18 protein-coding genes and 1 pseudogene are annotated in these 19008 nt (G+C 51.0%); all 19 read left to right on the top strand.

Annotated elements, in window-relative coordinates:
* Positions 1-53: 53 nt before the first annotated feature.
* The 19 genes and pseudogenes from QZQ08_RS00115 to QZQ08_RS00205 all read left to right on the top strand — a co-directional run bounded on the left by QZQ08_RS00115 (position 54) and on the right by QZQ08_RS00205 (position 18982).
* Positions 54-1010, top strand: coding sequence for a hydroxyacid dehydrogenase (locus QZQ08_RS00115; RefSeq protein WP_296326232.1), 957 nt, complete (start codon positions 54-56; stop codon positions 1008-1010).
* 56 nt (positions 1011-1066) lie between these two features.
* Complete coding sequence (locus QZQ08_RS00120) at positions 1067-1264, top strand: ferredoxin family protein (protein WP_296326235.1); 198 nt, start codon at positions 1067-1069, stop codon at positions 1262-1264.
* Positions 1265-2413, top strand: a complete 1149-nt coding sequence (locus QZQ08_RS00125; protein ID WP_296326237.1) for a 2-oxoacid:acceptor oxidoreductase subunit alpha — start codon at positions 1265-1267, stop codon at positions 2411-2413.
* Complete coding sequence (locus tag QZQ08_RS00130; RefSeq protein ID WP_296326238.1) at positions 2413-3228, top strand: thiamine pyrophosphate-dependent enzyme; 816 nt, start codon at positions 2413-2415, stop codon at positions 3226-3228. Before QZQ08_RS00125 ends, QZQ08_RS00130 begins: the two co-directional genes overlap by 1 nt.
* Before the next feature lie 2 nt (positions 3229-3230).
* Entirely contained in the window at positions 3231-3761 is a 531-nt protein-coding gene (locus QZQ08_RS00135) for a 2-oxoacid:acceptor oxidoreductase family protein (protein WP_016459453.1), read from the top strand.
* An 83-nt stretch (positions 3762-3844) separates the two neighbouring features.
* Positions 3845-5539, top strand: a complete 1695-nt coding sequence (ilvD, locus tag QZQ08_RS00140; RefSeq protein ID WP_296326243.1) for a dihydroxy-acid dehydratase — start codon at positions 3845-3847, stop codon at positions 5537-5539.
* Positions 5540-5639: 100 nt separating this feature from the next.
* The gene (locus QZQ08_RS00145; RefSeq protein WP_296326247.1) at positions 5640-5987 is read left to right on the top strand and encodes a VOC family protein; all 348 of its coding nucleotides are present in this window, start codon (positions 5640-5642) and stop codon (positions 5985-5987) included.
* A gap of 111 nt (positions 5988-6098) precedes the next feature.
* Positions 6099-6593: a nitroreductase family protein gene (locus tag QZQ08_RS00150; RefSeq protein WP_296326249.1), complete on the top strand. Its 495-nt coding sequence runs from the start codon at positions 6099-6101 to the stop codon at positions 6591-6593.
* Between the two features lie 26 nt (positions 6594-6619).
* A complete protein-coding gene (locus QZQ08_RS00155) occupies positions 6620-7939 on the top strand; it encodes an acetyl-CoA hydrolase/transferase family protein (protein WP_296326251.1) in 1320 nt (439 codons plus the stop codon).
* A gap of 272 nt (positions 7940-8211) precedes the next feature.
* Positions 8212-8756: pseudogene (locus QZQ08_RS00160) on the top strand (flavodoxin family protein).
* Between the two features lie 687 nt (positions 8757-9443).
* The gene (locus tag QZQ08_RS00165; RefSeq protein ID WP_296326258.1) at positions 9444-10826 is read left to right on the top strand and encodes a hypothetical protein; all 1383 of its coding nucleotides are present in this window, start codon (positions 9444-9446) and stop codon (positions 10824-10826) included.
* Positions 10827-11447: 621 nt separating this feature from the next.
* Positions 11448-12836 (top strand): MATE family efflux transporter, encoded by a 1389-nt coding sequence (locus QZQ08_RS00170; RefSeq protein WP_296326260.1) that lies wholly within the window; start codon positions 11448-11450, stop codon positions 12834-12836.
* A gap of 318 nt (positions 12837-13154) precedes the next feature.
* Entirely contained in the window at positions 13155-13319 is a 165-nt protein-coding gene (locus QZQ08_RS00175; protein ID WP_296326263.1) for a hypothetical protein, read from the top strand.
* 134 nt (positions 13320-13453) lie between these two features.
* Positions 13454-14248 (top strand): putative hydro-lyase, encoded by a 795-nt coding sequence (locus tag QZQ08_RS00180; protein WP_366140895.1) that lies wholly within the window; start codon positions 13454-13456, stop codon positions 14246-14248.
* Positions 14249-14312: 64 nt separating this feature from the next.
* Positions 14313-14855 carry a TIGR00730 family Rossman fold protein gene (locus QZQ08_RS00185; RefSeq protein WP_296326270.1) on the top strand — a complete coding sequence of 181 codons (543 nt, stop codon included), beginning with the start codon at positions 14313-14315 and terminating at the stop codon, positions 14853-14855.
* Positions 14852-15409, top strand: coding sequence for a phosphodiesterase (gene yfcE, locus QZQ08_RS00190; RefSeq protein ID WP_296326278.1), 558 nt, complete (start codon positions 14852-14854; stop codon positions 15407-15409). The genes QZQ08_RS00185 and yfcE overlap by 4 nt, the downstream gene beginning before the upstream one ends.
* Positions 15410-15690: 281 nt before the next feature.
* A complete protein-coding gene (locus QZQ08_RS00195; RefSeq protein ID WP_296326281.1) occupies positions 15691-16788 on the top strand; it encodes a glutathione S-transferase family protein in 1098 nt (365 codons plus the stop codon).
* Positions 16789-16808: 20 nt separating this feature from the next.
* Positions 16809-18152, top strand: a complete 1344-nt coding sequence (locus QZQ08_RS00200) for an MmgE/PrpD family protein (protein ID WP_296326284.1) — start codon at positions 16809-16811, stop codon at positions 18150-18152.
* Positions 18149-18982: a transporter substrate-binding domain-containing protein gene (locus tag QZQ08_RS00205; RefSeq protein WP_296326287.1), complete on the top strand. Its 834-nt coding sequence runs from the start codon at positions 18149-18151 to the stop codon at positions 18980-18982. Before QZQ08_RS00200 ends, QZQ08_RS00205 begins: the two co-directional genes overlap by 4 nt.
* Positions 18983-19008: the final 26 nt, after the last annotated feature.

Consider the following 19008-nt stretch of genomic DNA (forward strand, 5'->3'; position numbering starts at 1 on the left):
GGGAAAAGCAAGTGCTTTTCCCTTTCCTGCAAGACAGGGGAGGCGATTTATCCATGTATAAGATCTTGATTCCAAAAGCCTTGAAAGAGTCGGCGCGTACGTTCCTTATGGAAAAAGGCTTTGAACTCGTCGAACTGGAAGGCACGGATGAAGAAACCATGAAAAAGGCAATCAGCGACGTTGATGCCGTCATTGCCCGTACGGAAAAATATACACCGGCTGTCATTGAAGCCGCTAGGAACCTCAAGATCATTGCCCGTTACGGCATTGGCTATGAAAACATCAATCTTGAGGCCTGCGACAAAAAAGGCGTCACCGTGACGCTTGCCCGTGGGTGCAACACCTATTCCGTGGCTGAGCATGCCATTACCCTCATGCTCGCTGCCTTGCGCCAGATTTCCCAACTTGACCGGGAAGTCCGCAAAGGAGATTGGAAGAGCCGCGACCGTGTGGAAACACACGAAGCCCGCGGCAAGGTCTTCGGTTCCATCGGCATTGGGCCCATTGGCATGGAGGCCGTCAAGATTGCTCATTTTGGGTTTCAGATGAAAATCCTTGTCTATGATAAATTTGTAGACCAATCGAAGTTCCCTGACTGGATTGAATTTACGGGCACGTTGGATGATCTGATGGAACGCAGTGATGTGGTTTCGCCTCATCTGCCCCTTAATAAGGGAACGTTCCATATCCTAAATGAAGAGAGTATTTCCCATATGAAACGCGGCAGCATTCTTCTGAACGTTTCCCGCGGTGCCATCTGGGATGAAAAAGCTGTCTATCAGGCCTTGAAGGAGGGTCGGATTGGAGCCGCTGCTGGCGACGTCTTTGAAACGGAACCGCCGACGCCGGACAATCCACTCTTTGAACTGCCAAACTTCATTGGGACGCCGCATACAGCGGCCCTTAGTGAAGAAGCTGTTACTGCGGTTGCCATGAATTGTGCTCATGCCATTGATGATCTTTTTTCTGGCAAAGAGCCGCTTTATATCATCAATCATCCGGCCCGCTGAGGGCTGGGGTGCTGTTAACTGTCCTCTAGGGGGACAATCTGTATGGAGGGATGACCATGGAAGGAAAGTTTCTCATCAAGATCAACACAAAGTTCTGCAAGCAATGCGGAATCTGCTCTGCCCTGTGTCCAAAACAGGTCTTTGATCAGGAAGTAGGCAAACCGCCTGTTGCCGCGCGTGCTGACGAATGCATTGGCTGCAGGATGTGCGCCATGCGCTGCCCGGACTTTGCTATTGATGTGGAGGGAAAGTAAATGGGAAAAACTGTCAAGAAATTCATGGAAGGTAATGATGCCATGGTGGCCGGCGCCATCGCTGCCGGTGCTCGTTTCTATGCGGGCTATCCGATTTCCCCGAGTTCGGAAGTCGCTAAGGGGGCTGCCAAGGAACTGCCCCGTCACGGTGGTGTCTATATTCAAATGGAAGATGAAATCAGCTCCATGGCTGCCCTGTGCGGGGCTTCCCTTGCTGGGAAGAAAGCCTTCACGGCAACCAGCGGTCCTGGCTTCTCCCTGATGCAGGAAAACCTCGGCCTTGCTGTCATGAGTGAACTGCCCTGCGTCGTTTATGATGTACAGCGCAGCGGTCCTTCGACGGGGGCTGCCACGAAACCGGCCCAAGGGGACCTCATGCAGGCCCGCTATGGGACCCATGGGGATCACAGCATCATTGCACTGGCTCCGTCTTCCGTCCAGGATTGCTATGACCTTTCCATTACGGCGTTCAACCTTGCTGAGAAATATCGCACGCCGGTCATTTTCCTGGCTGATGAAGTCATTGGCCACCTCCGTGAAACGGTCCGCATCCGCAAACCGGAACCGGAGGAAATCATTGACCGCAAAGCGCCTGCAAAGGGGACGGCTCAAAAAGATTTCCATCCCTATGACTATTCCTCCGATCTGCCAGCTCCCATGGTTGGCGCCGGAGACCGCGACCTCCTTATGAGAACAACGGGTTCCACCCATGATGAAAAAGGTGAATTCAGACCGACGCCGGAAAACATCAACCGTGTAACCCATTATCTCATTGATAAGGTTGAAAACCATACCGATGACATCACCATCACCCGTGAGTATCAGATGGAAGATGCAGATACGGTCATCATCTCCTTTGGCTGCTCTGTCCGCAGCTCCCGTAGCGCTGTTGATCTGCTCCGCAAGGAAGGCATCAAGGCAGGGATGCTGCAGCTTGTAACCGTATGGCCCATGCCAGAAAAAGCCATCCGCAAAGCCCTTCAGCAGGCAAAGACCGTTGTCGTTGCCGAACTCAATATGGGCCAGCTGGCGGGTGAAGTCCGCAAATTCAATGACTATGGTGCCAAGGTTGTTCAAGCAAACCGCACCGATGGCGTCCTCATCACTCCAGAGGAAGTTGTAAGCGCTGTTAAAGGAGGTCGGGAATAATGAAGTCCTACAAGGATTATATGCTCTTTGATAAATTGCCGCAGACCTGGTGCGCCGGCTGCAGCCACGGCATTGTGCTCCAGTCCATTGCCGCTGTTATGGCTGAACTGGAAGTGGATAAGCACGATATGGCCCTTGTCAGCGGGATTGGCTGCTTTGGCCGTGTTGATGACTACCTGGACATCAACTGCATGCACGTGACCCACGGCCGTGCCCTTGCAGCAGCAACGGGGGTTGCCCTTGGCAATCCGAATCTCAATGTCCTTGTCACCATGGGTGACGGTGATGGTACGACCATCGGCGGCAACCACCTCATCCATGCGGCCCGCCGCAACATCAATGTGACGGCCATCATTTCCAATAACTATAATTATGGTCAGACTGGCGGTCAGTATTCTGCTACAACGCCGACCCATAGCATTACCCAGACCTCTCCTTATGGCCATGTTGAACAGGCTTTTGATATCTGTCAGCTTGCCATTGCCGCTGGAGCCAGCTACGTTGGCCGTGCTACGGCCTACAACCCCCTCATGATCCGCAAACTCATCAAGGAAGGGATGCAGGTCAAAGGGTTCTCCCTCATTGAAGTCATGAGTGCCTGCCCGACCCACTATGGAAAATTCAATAAACTGGGTGAAGCTTCCCGTATGCTCAAGCTCATGAACGAGCAGAGCGTCACCGTCAGCCAGGCGGCGAAACTGTCTCAGGAAGAGCTGAAAGGAAAACTCGTTGTGGGCTGCCTGAAGAACGAACCGCGGGATGATTACTATACGGAATATGCCCGGATCATTGAAGCCCAGAAAGTTGAGGATTGAAGATGAAAAAAGAAATCGTTTTAAGCGGTGTCGGCGGACAAGGTGTTGTTTCTGTTGGCGAAGTCATGGGTCTTGCAGCTTCCCTTTATGAAGAAAACCTGAATGCAACCATGTCGGCGTCCTATGGTTCCGAAGCACGCGGAACCTTCACGAAAACGGATGTCATCATAAGCGATGGGGAAATCGGCTATCCGAATGTTGCTTCCCCGGATATTATCCTCTGCTTGGCCCAGGTTGCCTACGACCGCTATGTTGACGCCTTTCGTGATGACACAATCGTCTTTTATGACAGCGAGGAAGTCACGCCAAAGGCGGGCGCCAAAGGTGAACATATCGGTTTCCCGTATCGCAGTGAAGCCATTGCCCTTGGCAGTATCCAAAGCGCTAACTTCGTTGCCCTGGGAACCATGAGCAAAAAGACGGGACTTTTGGGTGCTGAAGGCTGCCTTAAAGCTATCGAAGACCGTTTCGGCGGCAAGAAGAAAGTGGTAGAATCGAACCAAAAGGCCTTCAAGCGAGGCCTCGAACTGTAATCGCTGATCAAGTAAGAGGCGATTGAGGAATTAGAAAAGGAAGAGGAAGGGCATGCGCCTTTCCTTAGAAAGAGGGATTCCCCATGAGTGACAAAGAAGAATTGCGTTACAAGGACGAGCGAAGCGGTATCCTTGTCAATGGAGTGGGGCGCAGCGGAAACCGGGCACTGCTTTACAGCATGGGTCTCGAGGAAGATGATTTCCGCAAACCCATGATCGGGATTGCCAACTCCTTCAGTGAACTCGTCCCTGGCCACATCCATCTCCGTGAATTGGCCCGGGATGTAAGTGATGGTATCCTTGAAGGCGGCGGGATTCCCCGTGAATTCGATACCATTGCCCTTTGCGATGGCCTCTGCCAAGGCCACTGCGGCATGCGCTACTCCCTGCCGAGCCGTGAGATCATTGCTGACTCCGTAGAAGCCGTTGTCGAAGGCAACCAGCTTGACGGTGTCGTTCTCATCGCCAGCTGCGACAAGATTGTACCGGGGATGATGATGGCGGCAGCCCGCTTGTCCATCCCGGCTATTGTCGTAACGGGCGGCCCTATGATTGCCGGTAAATTGAATGGCAGGACCAATATCTGCCTGAGCAACCTGCGCGAATTTGTCGGTGAATATCAGGTTGGCAAGATGACCTATGATGAACTGCGTAAGATGGAAATGGCATCGCTTCCGACGGTGGGTTCCTGCTCCATGTTCGGAACGGCCAATACCATGAGTGCCTTGGCCGAAGTCCTGGGTCTCACCCTGCCCTTTATGGGTACTTGTCCGGCTGTCGCGTCGGAAAAACGGCGCCTTGCCCGTGCCAGCGGCAAACGCATCGTAAAGATGGTCAAAGAAGGCCTTTCCACGGATAAAATCCTGACCAAAGAAGCTTTCCTCAATGGCATCAAGGCCGTCATGGCCCTTGGCGCTTCTACAAACTCCGTCCTGCACCTGATGGCCATTTCCCATGAAGCCCATGCGGACATCACCCTTGATGATTTTGACCGGATCAGCCGGCAGGTGCCCTATCTGTGCAACCTGCGTCCGTCCGGCGCCTATGCTGTGGATGTGCTCCATGATAACGGCGGTATTCCTGCCGTCCTAAAGGCCATCCAAGATAAGATTGATGACTCCCAGATCACGGTCACGGGTCACTCTATCAAGGAAGTGCTGGAAGCCCAGCCCCTTGTGGAAAATGATGTCATTTATCCTCGGTCGGCACCGAAAAACAAGCAGGGCGGCATTGCTATCCTCCATGGCAACCTGGCTCCTGATGGCGCTGTCGTCAAGGCCAGCGGTGTCAAACCGTCCATGCACCAGTTTACGGGCAAGGCTCGCGTCTTTAACAGCATGGAAGACTCCATTACAGCCATTGAAAACGGCGAAATCCATGCTGGCGAAGTCATTGTCCTGCGCTATGAAGGCCCGAAAGGCGGCCCTGGCATGCGGGAAATGTTCCTTGTCACGGCCCTTCTTGTAGGACGCGGCATGGATGAAAGCACGGCCCTTATTACGGACGGGCGTTTTTCCGGTTCGACCCGTGGACCCTGCATTGGACACATTTCTCCGGAAGCGGCTGCTGGCGGTCCAATTGGCCTTATTGAAGACGGCGATATCATCCACATCGATATCCCGAACCGCTCACTGACCGTGGATCTTTCTGATGAGGAACTGGCCGAGCGACGCAAACATTTCAAACCTGTTGTGAAGGCAACGTCTCCGCTCCTTAAGAAGTACTCAGCCCTTGTATCTTCCGCGGATAAAGGCGCCATTCTCCACACCCATGATTGATTTTGATAAGGGACTTTCCTTGCGGCCTATGGTACAATAGGGGAGTCCCTTGTCATAAGAAGGCCCAATGACTATGCTCAAATGAGGAGGTATGCCCACCATGGCAGTAACCTATCGACTGAAACATGTTGGCATCAATTGTGAAAATGAGGCCGAGGCCAAAAAGCTTGTCAGCCTTTTGTGCCATCTCTTCAACATGGAAACGGGTCACGAAAATGATACCCATACCTTTGTTTCCACGGCTTTTGAAGTGATGAAGCATAACAAGATCGGAAAGCACGGGCACATTGCTCTCCAGACCAATGATGTCGAGGCGGCCATGAAAGACCTCGCCTCCAAAGGCATCACCTTCAAAGAAAATACCATTCGAAGAAATGAAGAAGGAAAGATTACTTTTATCTACCTTGATGGTGATATTGCAGGATTTTCCTTCCATCTGACGGTCTAAGCCATCCCCCTCTTATCCTTGGACCGTCTGAAACCCTTCTTTACACGCAACTCTAGGCAGCATGCTGTCTAGAGTTGCGGCGTATCTGGGAAAAGCAAAAAGGAGACCTTGATGGACATATTTGAGAGTCGGACCAGTGTCCGGGCATTTACGGATGAACCTGTGGCCAAAAGTCAGGTGATGGCACTTCTTCGCGCCGCCATGCTGGCGCCTTCGGCGTGCAACCAGCAGCCTTGGCGGTTTTACGTCATTTATGACAAAAAACTTCAACAGGCGCTTTGTGATACCAGCCCCTACGCGGCATTTGGCGCAAAGGCCCCGGTCCTTATTGTCATCACCTATGTGACTGACTGCATCGTTTCTGAATTTGCCCCCATCGATGCCTCCTGTGCCGCGGAAAACCTCTGGCTCAAGACGGCAGAACTGGGGCTTGGCGGAACATTGATGGGCGTTTATCCAAGACGCGAGCGGGCCCTTGCCGTAAAAAAGCTCCTTGGCCTTCCTGTTAAGGAAGAGGCCTTTGCCCTTTTTGCTTTGGGGCACCCTCAAAAGACGCGGAATGCCGAAGACCGTTGGCACCCTGAATGGATCCATGAAAGAAGGTAAATTCATTTCCTGAAAGGAGTATCGTTATGCTTGAAAAATATCTCAATAAAGTTGTGACCGCTGACAAAGCGGCAGAAGCCATTAAAAGCGGCGACTGGGTTGATTTTGGTTTTGGCTCCGGCTTCCCGGAACTGATGGATGCCGCCCTTGCTAAAAGAAAGGGGACCGTAACGGATGTCAAGATCCGCGGCGGCCTTGTCTACCGTCCATCCATTGCCGTTGTCGAATGCGACCCCAACCATGAAAGCTTCGACTATTACAGCTGGCATTTGGGAAACGCGGAACGCAAGTACTTTTCGGCTGGACAGATCCATTTTGCTCCCATGCTGCTTCGCCTTTTGCCGCAGATGTACCGTGAATACCTAACCGTTGACGTCGCCTGCATTCCGGTCTCCAGACCTGATGAAAATGGCTGCTGCGGATTGGGCCTTGCCAGCTATGCCTGGAAGACCATCATGAAAAAAGCCCGGACCGTCATATTTGAAATCAATGAACACATGCCGACTCTTCAGGGTGTGGATGGTTCTCACCGCGTGAGCCTTGACGACGCTGATTTCATCGTCGAAGGGGAACACGCACCGCTTGCTGCCAACAAGTACCGTACACCGTCGGAAGCGGACATCAAGATTGCTGAATATGTCGTCAATGAAATCCCCAATGGCGCCACCTTGTCCCTTGGTGTGGGGACCGTTCCCTTTACCATTGCCGAAATGCTCGCAAAATCCGATAAGGAAGATCTGGGCTGCCATACGGGGACCATCAGCGATGCCTTCCTGATGCTCTATCAAGCTGGAAAACTGACGGGCCGCAGGAAGGAAATCAATACCGGTCTTGCCGCATGGAACCTTGCAAGCGGCAGTGCAGAACTTTATCAGTGGCTGAACGATCGCCCGGATCTGTTCTATCCTGCCGATGTGGATTATATCCACAATCCGCGCAACATGGAAAAACTGTCGAACTTCATCAGTATCAACGGCGGTGTCCAGCTTGATCTCATGGGACAGGAAAATGCTGAATCCGTCGGGACCCGTCAGCTTTCCGGTACGGGCGGCCAGCTGGACTTCCTAGAAGGGGCTTTCCTCTCCCCTGGCGGGGCGGGTTACATCTGCATCAATGCGGCCCGCAAGGATAAGAAAGGGCAGCTTCACTCCAATATCCTTGCTGCCATTCCTGGTGGAAGTACTATTTCCGCACCGCGCGGCCTCATCCAAAATGTCGCCACCGAATACGGCGTGGCCCATCTCACAGGTCTTACCTTGAAAGAAAGGGCCTATGCCATGATTTCCGTCGCCCATCCAGCCTTTAGGGAAGAACTGAAGGCCTATGCCGACGCAACCTTTAACTAAGTCATAGGACAAGATCAAAGGCCATGAAGAAAGGCGCAGCTTCTTTCTTCATGGCTTTCTTTATCGTTGTGCCTTTTTTCGTTGAGAAGACTATGGGGGAACGTCAGGCCGCCCATGAAGTCAGCTGAGCTCAATGGAAGTTGGACGCTCCCCGCCTTATTTAGCAGCGTATACCTTTTATGTATGACGCGGTCTGCAGAATAGGTATTGGAAGGAGGGGACCGTTTTCGATATACTGAAAAGAAAGAAAAGAAGAAAAGAGGCACGCCCTTATGACGAAAAAAGTCCTGATCATCTCAAGTTCCCTTCGCAAGGGAGGAAATTCTGAAAAGCTTTGTGACGCCTTTCAAAAAGGTGCGGAAGAAGCAGGCTGCGAGGTGAAAAAAGTGAGCCTTGCCGGAAAGCAACTGGCATTTTGCCAAGGCTGTCTTTCCTGTCAGGAAACGCAGCACTGCGTCCTTCATGACGACGCAGAAGCCATTACGGCAGAAATGAAAGAAAGCCAAGTGATTGTCTTTGCTTCCCCTGTCTACTACTATGGCCTGACAGGTCAGCTAAAGACCCTTCTTGATCGGGCCAATCCGCTATATCCGTCAGATTACAAGTTCCGAGACATTTATTTTCTTTCAAGCGCCGCGGAAGATGAAGCAAAAACACCGTCGAGATCCATCACAGGTCTGGAAGGCTGGATTGAATGTTACCCCAAAGCAAGCCTTAAAGGCACGGTCTTTGCGGGCGGCGTAACGCGCGTCGGCGACATCAAAGGTCATCCGGCCCTAAAAAAGCTTATGATATGGGCCGTTCCCTTGGTGAATGAAGGGGCCGCGAAGAAGGAAATAAAGGAAGGCGCTATCCCTATTTTGACTGGGAGCAAGAATCGCTCCGTTTATCCACTATGAGGCAGCCTCGGTGCGATATTCCTTATTTTATGGATGCAAGGAAGGCATGACGCTTCGTACGATATTTTGTTGCTGGTTGGGGGAAACCCTTACGTCTGGGCGCTTGCCTTCCTGACCCCTTGCCTTCACCTTCCGTGCCCTTTTGCTTCTTTCTAAGGCGGGCTTGGGCGAATCGCCTCGCTGACCGCTCGCAAGGAAACGGCGCACTGTTTATCATCCACCACCAAAACCGGGTCATTTTATTGATAAATGCTTGTTGAAATTTCCCCGTTTCGGTTCCCCCGCCTTGGCAAAGACGAATCGATGCTGCGCATCGAGTTTTAAGGGTAAACACAAACTCGTATCGTTCTGGATGCTGTCATGATCTTTATATAAAAAGTCAGTTTCTGCAGGATCCAAATAAAAATGAAGCGCCCTAAACTGAGCCTGCGCTTACGTTTGGTTTAGGACTTTTCTTACGTTCTTATGCGTTTCAAGTCTTTTTCCTTTGTGTTTCACAGCTCACAGCCCCTTTAGGGGCGCGATTTACGCGCCAGCTGACAATCATCGCGTTCTTCATGCTCCTTTCACTTCATTGCCCTATGATTGGCCCTGAGGTGATAGCCATGAAAAAAATGACAGCGGCCGTATTGGCGGCCTTTCTCATGAGTCCTCTAGGGACATCTTTTTATACTGAGTGCGAAGCTGAAAGTGCGGACCTGCGTGCTTCTATCGCTTCTTTTCAGATGCTGACTCCTGGTCCTCCGCCAGATGGAATGCCCCCGCAAGGGGAAATAGGCGGCTTCAATCCACCGCAAACGGTGATGCAGGGAACTGCGAAGGTGACCGTAACTAAGGCACAAACCCTTACGGAAAAGACCTATACCTCCACAGGGAGCAATGAAAATGCCCTGCGCGTCAAAGGTGCTGCGGTCACGCTAAAAAGCAGCAAAATCGAAAAAATGGGCGGCACTTCGTCTTCCACGGAAGGTGGCGACTTCTACGGCATGAATGCAGCTGTTTTGGCAACGGATGGGGCAGCGCTTACTGTGGAAGATACAGCCATTACGTCAAACGCACCCAATGGCAACGCCCTTTTTAGCTACGGCAAAGGTACGAAAGTATCGGCACAAAATGTCACCATCCATACGCTGGGACGCAATTCCGGCGGTCTTCAGACGACGGGCGGCGCCAGCATGAAAGCCGTTGACGTAAAGGTCTTGACAGAAGGAGATTCCGCCGCGGCCATTCGTTCCGACCGAGGCGGCGGTACGGTCCGCGTTACAGGAGGCGTCTTTGAAACAGCGGGGCTTGGCTCTCCTGCGATTTACTCCACCGCCGACATCGCTGTTTCGGGCGCCAAGCTGTCGGCAGCCCATTCTGAAGGCGCTGTCATTGAAGGAAAAAACAGCATTAAACTGACGGACTGCGACCTCGAAGGCGCCATGGATAAGATGCGGACCATGGGTCCTACGACGATACAGGAAGAAAACACCCAAGCCGTCATGATCTACCAATCCATGAGCGGAGATGCCGAAGAAGGCACCAGTTCTTTTGCTATGCAAGGCGGCTCCCTTAAGGCTCATGAGGGAGATGTCCTCTACATAACGAATACAAAGTGTACCGTTGATTTGGAAAATGTAACGATCAGTCAGGACGATACCTCAAAGGCGCTCTTCCGCGTTACCGGAAACAGTGCCATAAGAGGGTGGGGGACAGCTGGCGCCAATGGAGGAGAGGCCGTGATTCACGCGAAGGACCAGACCCTTTCCGGACGGATTGTGACCGATACCATTTCCAAACTGGATCTCACCTTGGGGGCAGGAAGCACCTTTACGGGTTCGACCCAAATTGAAGAAAATCGTGCGGCGTCAAAAGCGGACGGCACTCTTTCTGTGACCGTTGAAAAAGGTGCCGTGTGGGACCTGACAGAAGACTCTGTTGTGACGCATCTTGTCAATCACGGAACCATCCATAAAAACGGCCATACCTTGACCGTTAAGGCGTGAAAGTGATAGGGGAGTGATGCGAAAGGCCGGCGCCACCCTCCTTTCTTTTTTTACTCGGAGCAAAAATTGCTCCGCTTCGATGCAGTTACGTGCCCTCCTTGCTTGGGAAAGATTCTTTTAAGCGCAAGAAGGGCAAGACGATTCGAAAAAAGTCACGTACCACAATCTCATTTCTAAGACGTCCGAAAAAATAGAGCCCTTGGGGGGCCGCTCCTAGGAATTGTTTCGGATGACAGAAGACCTCTTTTTCGCCTGCGATCCATATTGCTCCATCTGAGCTGTCAAACGCGGCAGGCTTCCTAGTAGTACCGGCCTCTGGCCGCAAGGAAACTCACGCGTCGCCGATTTGTTTTTGGCGGCGCCGCTTCGGAGAACCTTCGCGCAACAGCTCCCGCGTCGCTGCGCTAGCAGATTGCTGGCGTCTCAGGTCCGACGTCGTCAGCCTGCTTTGCGTTTTTCCCCACATCACAGCAGCAAAGTCTGTGCGTTAGCTTGCAATCCGCCTTAACTAGCCGCCCTAGGCTCCATCACCCGATTTTTCATCCAATTTACCCTACAAATTGTTTACAAAAAAATCACACAATATGATAAAATAGGGAAACCATTGGAGCTTGGAGGAACATGGCTGTGAGAAAACGACGCAATATTGATATGACGCACGGACCCCTGCTTGGGAAAATCCTTCTTTTCAGTGTGCCCGTTATGCTGACAAGCCTTCTGCAGATCGCCTTTAACGCGGCCGATGTGATTGTGGTCGGTCAGTTTGCGGGCTATAGCAGTCTTGCTGCTGTTGGCAGTTCGACATCCACCATCTTTCTTTTCATCAACATGCTGGTTGGGATTTCCGTTGGCGTCAATGTCCTCATTGCCAACTATGTTGGCGCCGGAGACAAGGACCGGGAAATTTCCCATGCCCTTCATACGGCGATGACCGTTGCCCTTGTAGGCGGTCTCATCATGGGGAGCATTGCCATCATCTTTATTCCTTACGTCTTGCACTGGATGAGTACACCGCCGGATATCTATGATAAAGCGCTCCTTTATATGCGTATCTATTTTTCAGGAACCCTCTTTCTCATGGCCTATAACTATGGGACAGCAGCGCTGCGCGCCATTGGTGATACGGAGCGGCCGCTTTTCTTCCTCATCATCAGCGGTGTGACGAATGTAGTGCTGAACCTCATCTTTGTCATTTTCCTGAAGCTTGATGTGGCCGGTGTGGCCCTTGCGACTATCATCAGTGAGGCCCTCAGTGCCTTCTTGGTCCTTCGCTGCCTTAGCAAGGAAACAGGACCCTGGCGTTTTGACGTTCGGCGCCTTGCCATCCATCGTCACGCCCTTTACGACCTTTGCCGTATCGGTGTTCCAGCGGGCATCCAGGCCTGTCTTTTTAGTCTTTCCAATGTCGTCATCCAAGGCGCCATCAATACCTATGGCAGTCTGGTCGTAGCAGCCTGCGGCGCTGCAGCCAACATTGAAAACGTCATGTATATCCTCATGAATGCCTTCCATCAGGCGAGCATGACCTTTGTGGGACAAAACCTTGGCGCCGGTAAATGGGAGCGTGTGAAACGGGTCGTTACAATCTGTGTCAGCCTTGTGACCTTTGTGGGCATCATGGAGGCTGTTGCCGCACGGCTCTGGGCACCGGAAATGATTGGCCTTTTTAACAGCAATCCTGATGTCATCGCTTATGGTGTAGAACGGCTTTTGTGGGTGACAGCCCCTTATTTTGTTTTTGGTATTGCAGACGTCCTCGTTGGCAGTATCCGCGGCTTCGGGATCTCCGTTGCTCCCATGGTCGTGAACCTTTTTGCGACCTGCGTCTTCCGCTTGGGCTGGATTGCCTACCTCGGCGCCCCGAACTGCCCTGTTTCCCTTGTTTATTTGTCCTGGCCCATTTCCTGGGTCATCCTTCTTACCGTCCTTTCAAGTTACTGGTTCTACCTCTATCACAAGATGAGCCGCCTTCAAAGACGCAAAGGGGATGTGACCATGACCGCCGCCTGAGGATACTTGTTGTTCAAAAAAATACAGATCCCAAAAAATATCGCTCTCCACACGAGAAAAGGAAATTCTATCTCGTGTGGATTTTTGTTGATAAAATAGAACAGTTAAATGAAAATGAGTTCAAGAAATGAATGAAATATGATAAGTTTTTCAAGATAAAGTAAAATTCATTACAATATAAATGAACTTGCAAATTGAAATTGTGAAGGAATTGTGAATGCCTTAACATGAATAAAAAAGAGTGTATAATGAAAAACATTCAAGAAAGGAAAAAATACCAATCCTCTTCTTGAAGGGAAGAGAATCTTCCCAGCTCATTTGAATCAATCTGAAATGGAGGGATTCTTCATGGTCAAAATGGCAGAAGAAAAGATGCTTCGTACCTGGGACCTCGTTACGGTCTTTCTTGCAACAGGTTCCTTTTCCTCAAAAAAATCTGGCATGACGGGTCCTGCCCGTCAGTGGAATGCGCTCATTTCCTGAAATAAAGGCTGCTGCCTGCGGGCGGCGGCCTTTATTTCAGGAAAAAAGAGTTCACAAAGCCTTCAAGATAGGGTATAGTGAAAGAAAGCTATGTATATTTTCATAAGGATGCCGCATAGACGGCAAAAGGAGGCATGACAATGGACTGCAGTACCATGAAACCGACCGCTTTTCGTGAGCTTGTTCGTTCCGGCCGCTTTACAGGTCAGACTTCTGGCGTATGCAATGGCTACGCTCAAGCAAATCTCGTCATTTTGCCCAAGGACCTGGCCTTTGATTTTCTCCTTTTTGCAACACGCAATCCCAAACCGTGCCCCATCCTTGACGTAACGGAAGTGGGAAACCCCGAACCGCGCCTTGCCGCGCCCGGTGCCGACCTGCGCTATGACATCCCCAAATACCGCATCTATCGTCACGGCGAGATGGCAGAAGAAGTGTCCACCCTTGAACAATATTGGCGTGATGACCTCGTCGCCTTTCTTCTCGGCTGCAGCTTTTCCTTTGAAGGGCCGCTCCTTGATGCGGGCCTTGAAGTACGCCACATCACGGAAGGGCACAACGTTCCCATGTATATTACGAACCGTGAATGCATTCCTGCCGGTGTCTTCCACGGACCGACTGTCGTTTCCATGCGCCCCATGAAGATGAAGGACGCCATCCGTGCCGTAAAGGTCACAAGCCGCATGCCCAACGTCCATGGCGCTCCGATTCATCTGGGGGACCCTGCCGCCATCGGAATCAAGGACATCAATCATCCTGATTTTGGGGAACCAAGCACCATTCGCCCCGGCGAGATCCCGGTATTTTGGGCCTGCGGCGTAACGCCTCAAGCCGTCGCCATGGCCGTAAAACCTGAGTTTATGATCACGCATGCCCCCGGTCACATGTTTGTAACCGACCTTCTTAACTCAGAACTGAGCATTCTCTGATTACTTTGGATCCACGCCCCTTGCGGAGTGGGTCCTTTTCCGCAATTATCCAAAGGAGCTTTCTATGAATATCACCGTTTACTGTGGATCCCAGTTTGGTGCGGATCCTATTTACCAAGAAAAAGCCAAAGAACTGGGGCAATGGATCGGCACAAATGGCCATACCCTCATCTATGGAGGCGGCAAGATCGGTCTCATGGGTGCCGTAGCGGACGCGGTGCTTGCTGAAGGGGGTACCGTCATTGGGGTCATCCCGGAATTTTTGAAGACCCCGGATAAGGTCCATGACCGGCTCACAAAGCTTTATACGGTGAAAACCATGGAAGAACGCAAAAGGCGGATGATCGACCTAGGGGAAGCCTTCATTGCCCTTCCCGGCGGTCCGGGGACCTTGGAAGAAATCTCCGAAATCATGAGCCTAAGACGCCTCAAAAAGTGCACCGCCCCCTGCCTCATCTACAATGTAAGCGGCTACTATGATCCTTTGGAATCCATGTGCCAGCGCATGGGACGGCAGGAATTCATCGTTTCCGACTATGAAGAAATTGTGCTCTTTCCTCGCTGCCTCGACGAAATTCGTTATTATCTGGAGGAGGAAGAAGGATGAAGAAGATGATCGTAGCGTCTGACCTTCATGGTTCGGGTTTTTACACGAAAAAACTCATGGCAGCAGCCGCCCGGGAAGAGGCGGACCGAATGCTTCTGTTGGGGGATCTGCTATACCACGGGGCTCGCAATGACCTCCCCAAAGGGTATGCCCCTAAGGAAGTCATTGCGTTACTTTCAAATGCGTCTTGCCCCATATCGGCCGTACGGGGCAATTGCGACAGTGAAGTTGATCAAATGGTCCTTGCTTTCCCCATCATGGCGGACTATGCCCTCATGATGGTAGGGGAACGGACCTATTTTGTGACCCACGGCCATCATTATAACCTGAGTGCCTTGCCGCCCTTGGGCCCAGGTGATATCCTGCTCCACGGCCATACCCATGTGCCCTGTTGGACGCCCTTTGGGACGGATCACTGGGTTCTCAATCCCGGATCCGTGACCTTACCCAAAGAAAATTCGCCCCATAGCTACCTTGTCATTGAAGGAAATCAGGTGACGTGGAAAAAGCTTGATGGGGAGGTTTTCCATGAATTGGAACTTACAAATCACTAGTTTTGTAGTAGGATAAGAAATCAATATTTTATTTGTTGGCTTTTCGCAGAGGCAGCTTGATTGGCTGCTGCGAAAAGTTTTTTTTATGCGAGAAAGCGCATAGAAACACGGTTTATCTCAAGACATCCCAATAAACGGCTTAATAATCATATCATTATGATTATTAATAATAATAATAAAAATCATGAAAATTTTTGATTGACAAATTAGACTAAAGTGCTATGATATAGGACATAACCTAAAACATAGAGGAAATATAGGAATTAAAGGGAGTGGATAAGATGAGTTTTGCAAAAGATCCTGAAATTGCAGCAGAATGGAAAAGGGTAACGGTGAAAAAAGCCATGAACCCTTGCCCCATTGATTTTTCCGAGTTTCATTCCAGTAATCCCCGGGCCCATACGGTTCAAAAGGAATATGATGGACAGGACCATTCCAACTTCAACCGTCGCCAAAAATATGCTGACGATGAGGAACCTCAGTTTACGACGCCCTTTGGCGAAGGACCGGGTTTCCTTCCTGTGGAGGCGGGACGGTATCGTCTTATTTGGTCCCGCCATTGTCCGTGGGCTCATAGGATTGCCATTGCCATCGATCTGTTAGGTCTTGATCAAGTGATTTCCAAGGGGGTTGTTGACCCCCTGCGTCCTGCCGGTGTTGTTGGTGATTGGTTCTTTACTCTTGATCCCGACGGCGTTGACCCTGTTTTGAAGGTCCATTCCTTGGGGGAATGCTATCGTAAAGGCAACCCTCACTATGATCAGCGCAGCACCGTTCCTGCCATTGTTGATGTCACAACGGGGGCTGTTGTCAATAACGACTACCACGACCTTACGACGGAGCTGGAAACGGCCTGGAAAAAATTCTTCCGTCCTGACGCACCGGATCTCTATCCAGAAGCCCTGCGTGATGATATTGATGCCCTCAATGACATCATCTATGCTGACGTCAATCTTGCAGTCAACCTGGCAGCCCTTGTTACCAGCCAGAAGGATTATGAATTCTACTACAATAAAGTCTTTGACCGTCTGGACTGGCTGGAAAAACGTCTTGGTTCACGGCGCTACCTGTTTGGCGATACCATCACCGATCCGGATATCCGTCTTTATGTGACCCTTGCCCGTTTTGATCTTGTGTTCTATCAAAAATATTATGTGAACAAAAAACGGCTCGTGGATTATCCTAATCTTTGGAACTATGCAAAGGATCTTTATTCCCATCCGGCCTTTGGAAAGAATACGGATTTTGACTCCATGCGCAAGCGCTTTTATTATGTAGATCATACGCCTTTTGAAGATTTTCCGCGCATTGTGCCTAAAGGTCTGGATATGTCAATCTGGGAAGAGCCCAATGACCGGGCGGCAAAATTCGCTAAATAAAAGCAGCAGGGGAGGACACTATGGATGAAATTACGGGAACCATTGTCCGGCTCATCAAGGAAACGGATCTGACCCATCGGGATGATCTTTTACTGGAAGCAAGGAGCGCATTTCTGGACTACCTTGCTTCCCTTTATCGGGCGGTAGGGCGACAGAAAGTCAAGGCTGCAGCACACTGGGCCCAGGGCTTTGCCGGTAAGGGTCTTATGGTGGGGCAAAAGGGAACCAGTCACCCTATTTTTGCTGCCTTTTACAACGGGTTTGCTTCCCATTATCTTGACCTTGATGATGCCCAATCAAACATTGCCGGACATTTCAGTACCGTTCTTTTTTCCGTCCTCCTTTCCGTTATGGCGCCGCAGCAGTCCGTGAAAGACTTTTTGACCGCCTATGTTGTGGGCGCTGAATTAGAAGGCCTATTGGGAAGTCTTGTCAATCCAGAACATAAATGGCAGGGATGGCATTCCACGGGAACCTTGGGCCCTTTGGGCGGCGCCTGTGCCCTAGCCAAATGGGCCCAGCTTGACGAGTCTCAAACAGCGCGGCTCTTATCCCTTTGCGGCAGTCAGTCTGGCGGTCTGGGACTGCAGGCAGGCAGTGACGGCAAACCCCTTCATTCAGGCTTTGCCGCAAGAAACGCGGTCTTTGCCTTTGAACTTGTGACAGCCGTCGGGCTGTCCGCTAGGCAAACGCCTTTCAATCCGCAAACGGGATGGCTGAAAACCTTTTCGGCACCAACGGGAAGTGCTGAATTTTTTGAGTCTCACTGGCTCAATAAAGGGCAGATCCTTGACCCTGGATTATGGATGAAAACCCATCCTTACTGCAGTGCCGCCATTGGTGGAGAAGCTGCTTGTAAGAAGCTATGGCAGCAGGGCATTCGGCTCGATGACCTGCAAAAAATCGTTTTTCATTTTCCGCCTGGCGCAGATAAAGCCCTTCGCTATGAGTCCCCTCTAACGGGAACGGAAGGAAAGTTTTCCATGGAATACGTTGCTTATCAGGTCCTGACCCAGGGGCGCGTAGAAGACCGATTCTTTGATCTGGAAAAGGTACCGGAAAGCTTTACAAAAGCCTTACCCAGGATGCAGCGGAGCCGTGATTTGCCGCGTGTCCCCAAAAGTGTGCGCAGGATTGTTGTAACAGTCCTGACAAGATCGGGAAAGGTCATCACGGCAGAGGAATCCGCACCGCCAGGGTCGCCCAATCGGCCCTTTACAGAGGAAGAATTATTCGACAAATTAGCCCTTTCAAAGGATGAAAACTGGGCCGGAAAAGTTATGGAACAAACGAGGAATTGGCCCAAGGGGACCATGGAGTCACTTTGGCCGCTCCTAAGTGTAGAAGCAGGGGAGGAAGTATGATGAAGATAAACCGAGTAAAAAAATGGGCGGCTGTTTTGACCGTTGTCGCTGCTGTCGGTGCATTGGCCGGCTGCGGAAATGATAAAAAAGAAGGGAATGCCCCCCATAAAGAGGCTCAAAAGATTGTGGTGGCCACCCGAGGAACGGCGAAACCGTTCACCTATACGGATGATAAGGGAAACCTCACCGGTTACGATGTGGAAATCCTTAAGGAAGTGGAACGCCGTGATCCGAGTCTGCATTTTGAATTCAAGGCAATGGCCGTCGATGCTGCCATTGTTGCCATGAACTCCAAACAAGTTGATGCCATCGCCAACCAAATGCGGCGCAATCCGGCTCGCGAAGGAAAGTACCTTTATACGAATGTGCCCAATAACTACACGGCTCGGAAACTTGTCGTCAAAGAAGGCCGTACGGACATCAAGAGTCTCGACGACCTCAAGGGAAAGAAAGTTGCCCTTACGGCAAATTCTGAGTTCCGCGATCTCATCAACGATCTCAATAAGAAAAATGGCAATGCCATTGAGGCCATTTACAGTGATAAGGGATCTGCGGAAAACCTGAATCTTGTTGCAACCGGACGGGCAGATGCCGCAGGCGAATATGAATATGTCGTGGCTGCGGCCCGAAAGGACAAGAATCTCCCTGTTGTTTCTGTTGGCCCCGTCTTCCAGTCTGTTCCGACCTATTTCATGTTCCGTAAGGATCCTAAGTTTGAACCTGTCATCCAAAAGATGGATAAGGTGCTAAAAGAAATGCAGGCAGACGGAACCTTGAAAAAGCTCTCCGAACAGTACCTTGGCAAGGACTACACCGTCCAGCCAAAATAAAGAACCAAGGAAAGGAGTGAAACAAA

Source organism: uncultured Acidaminococcus sp. (assembly GCA_900538365.1).
GTDB lineage: Bacteria > Bacillota > Negativicutes > Acidaminococcales > Acidaminococcaceae > Acidaminococcus.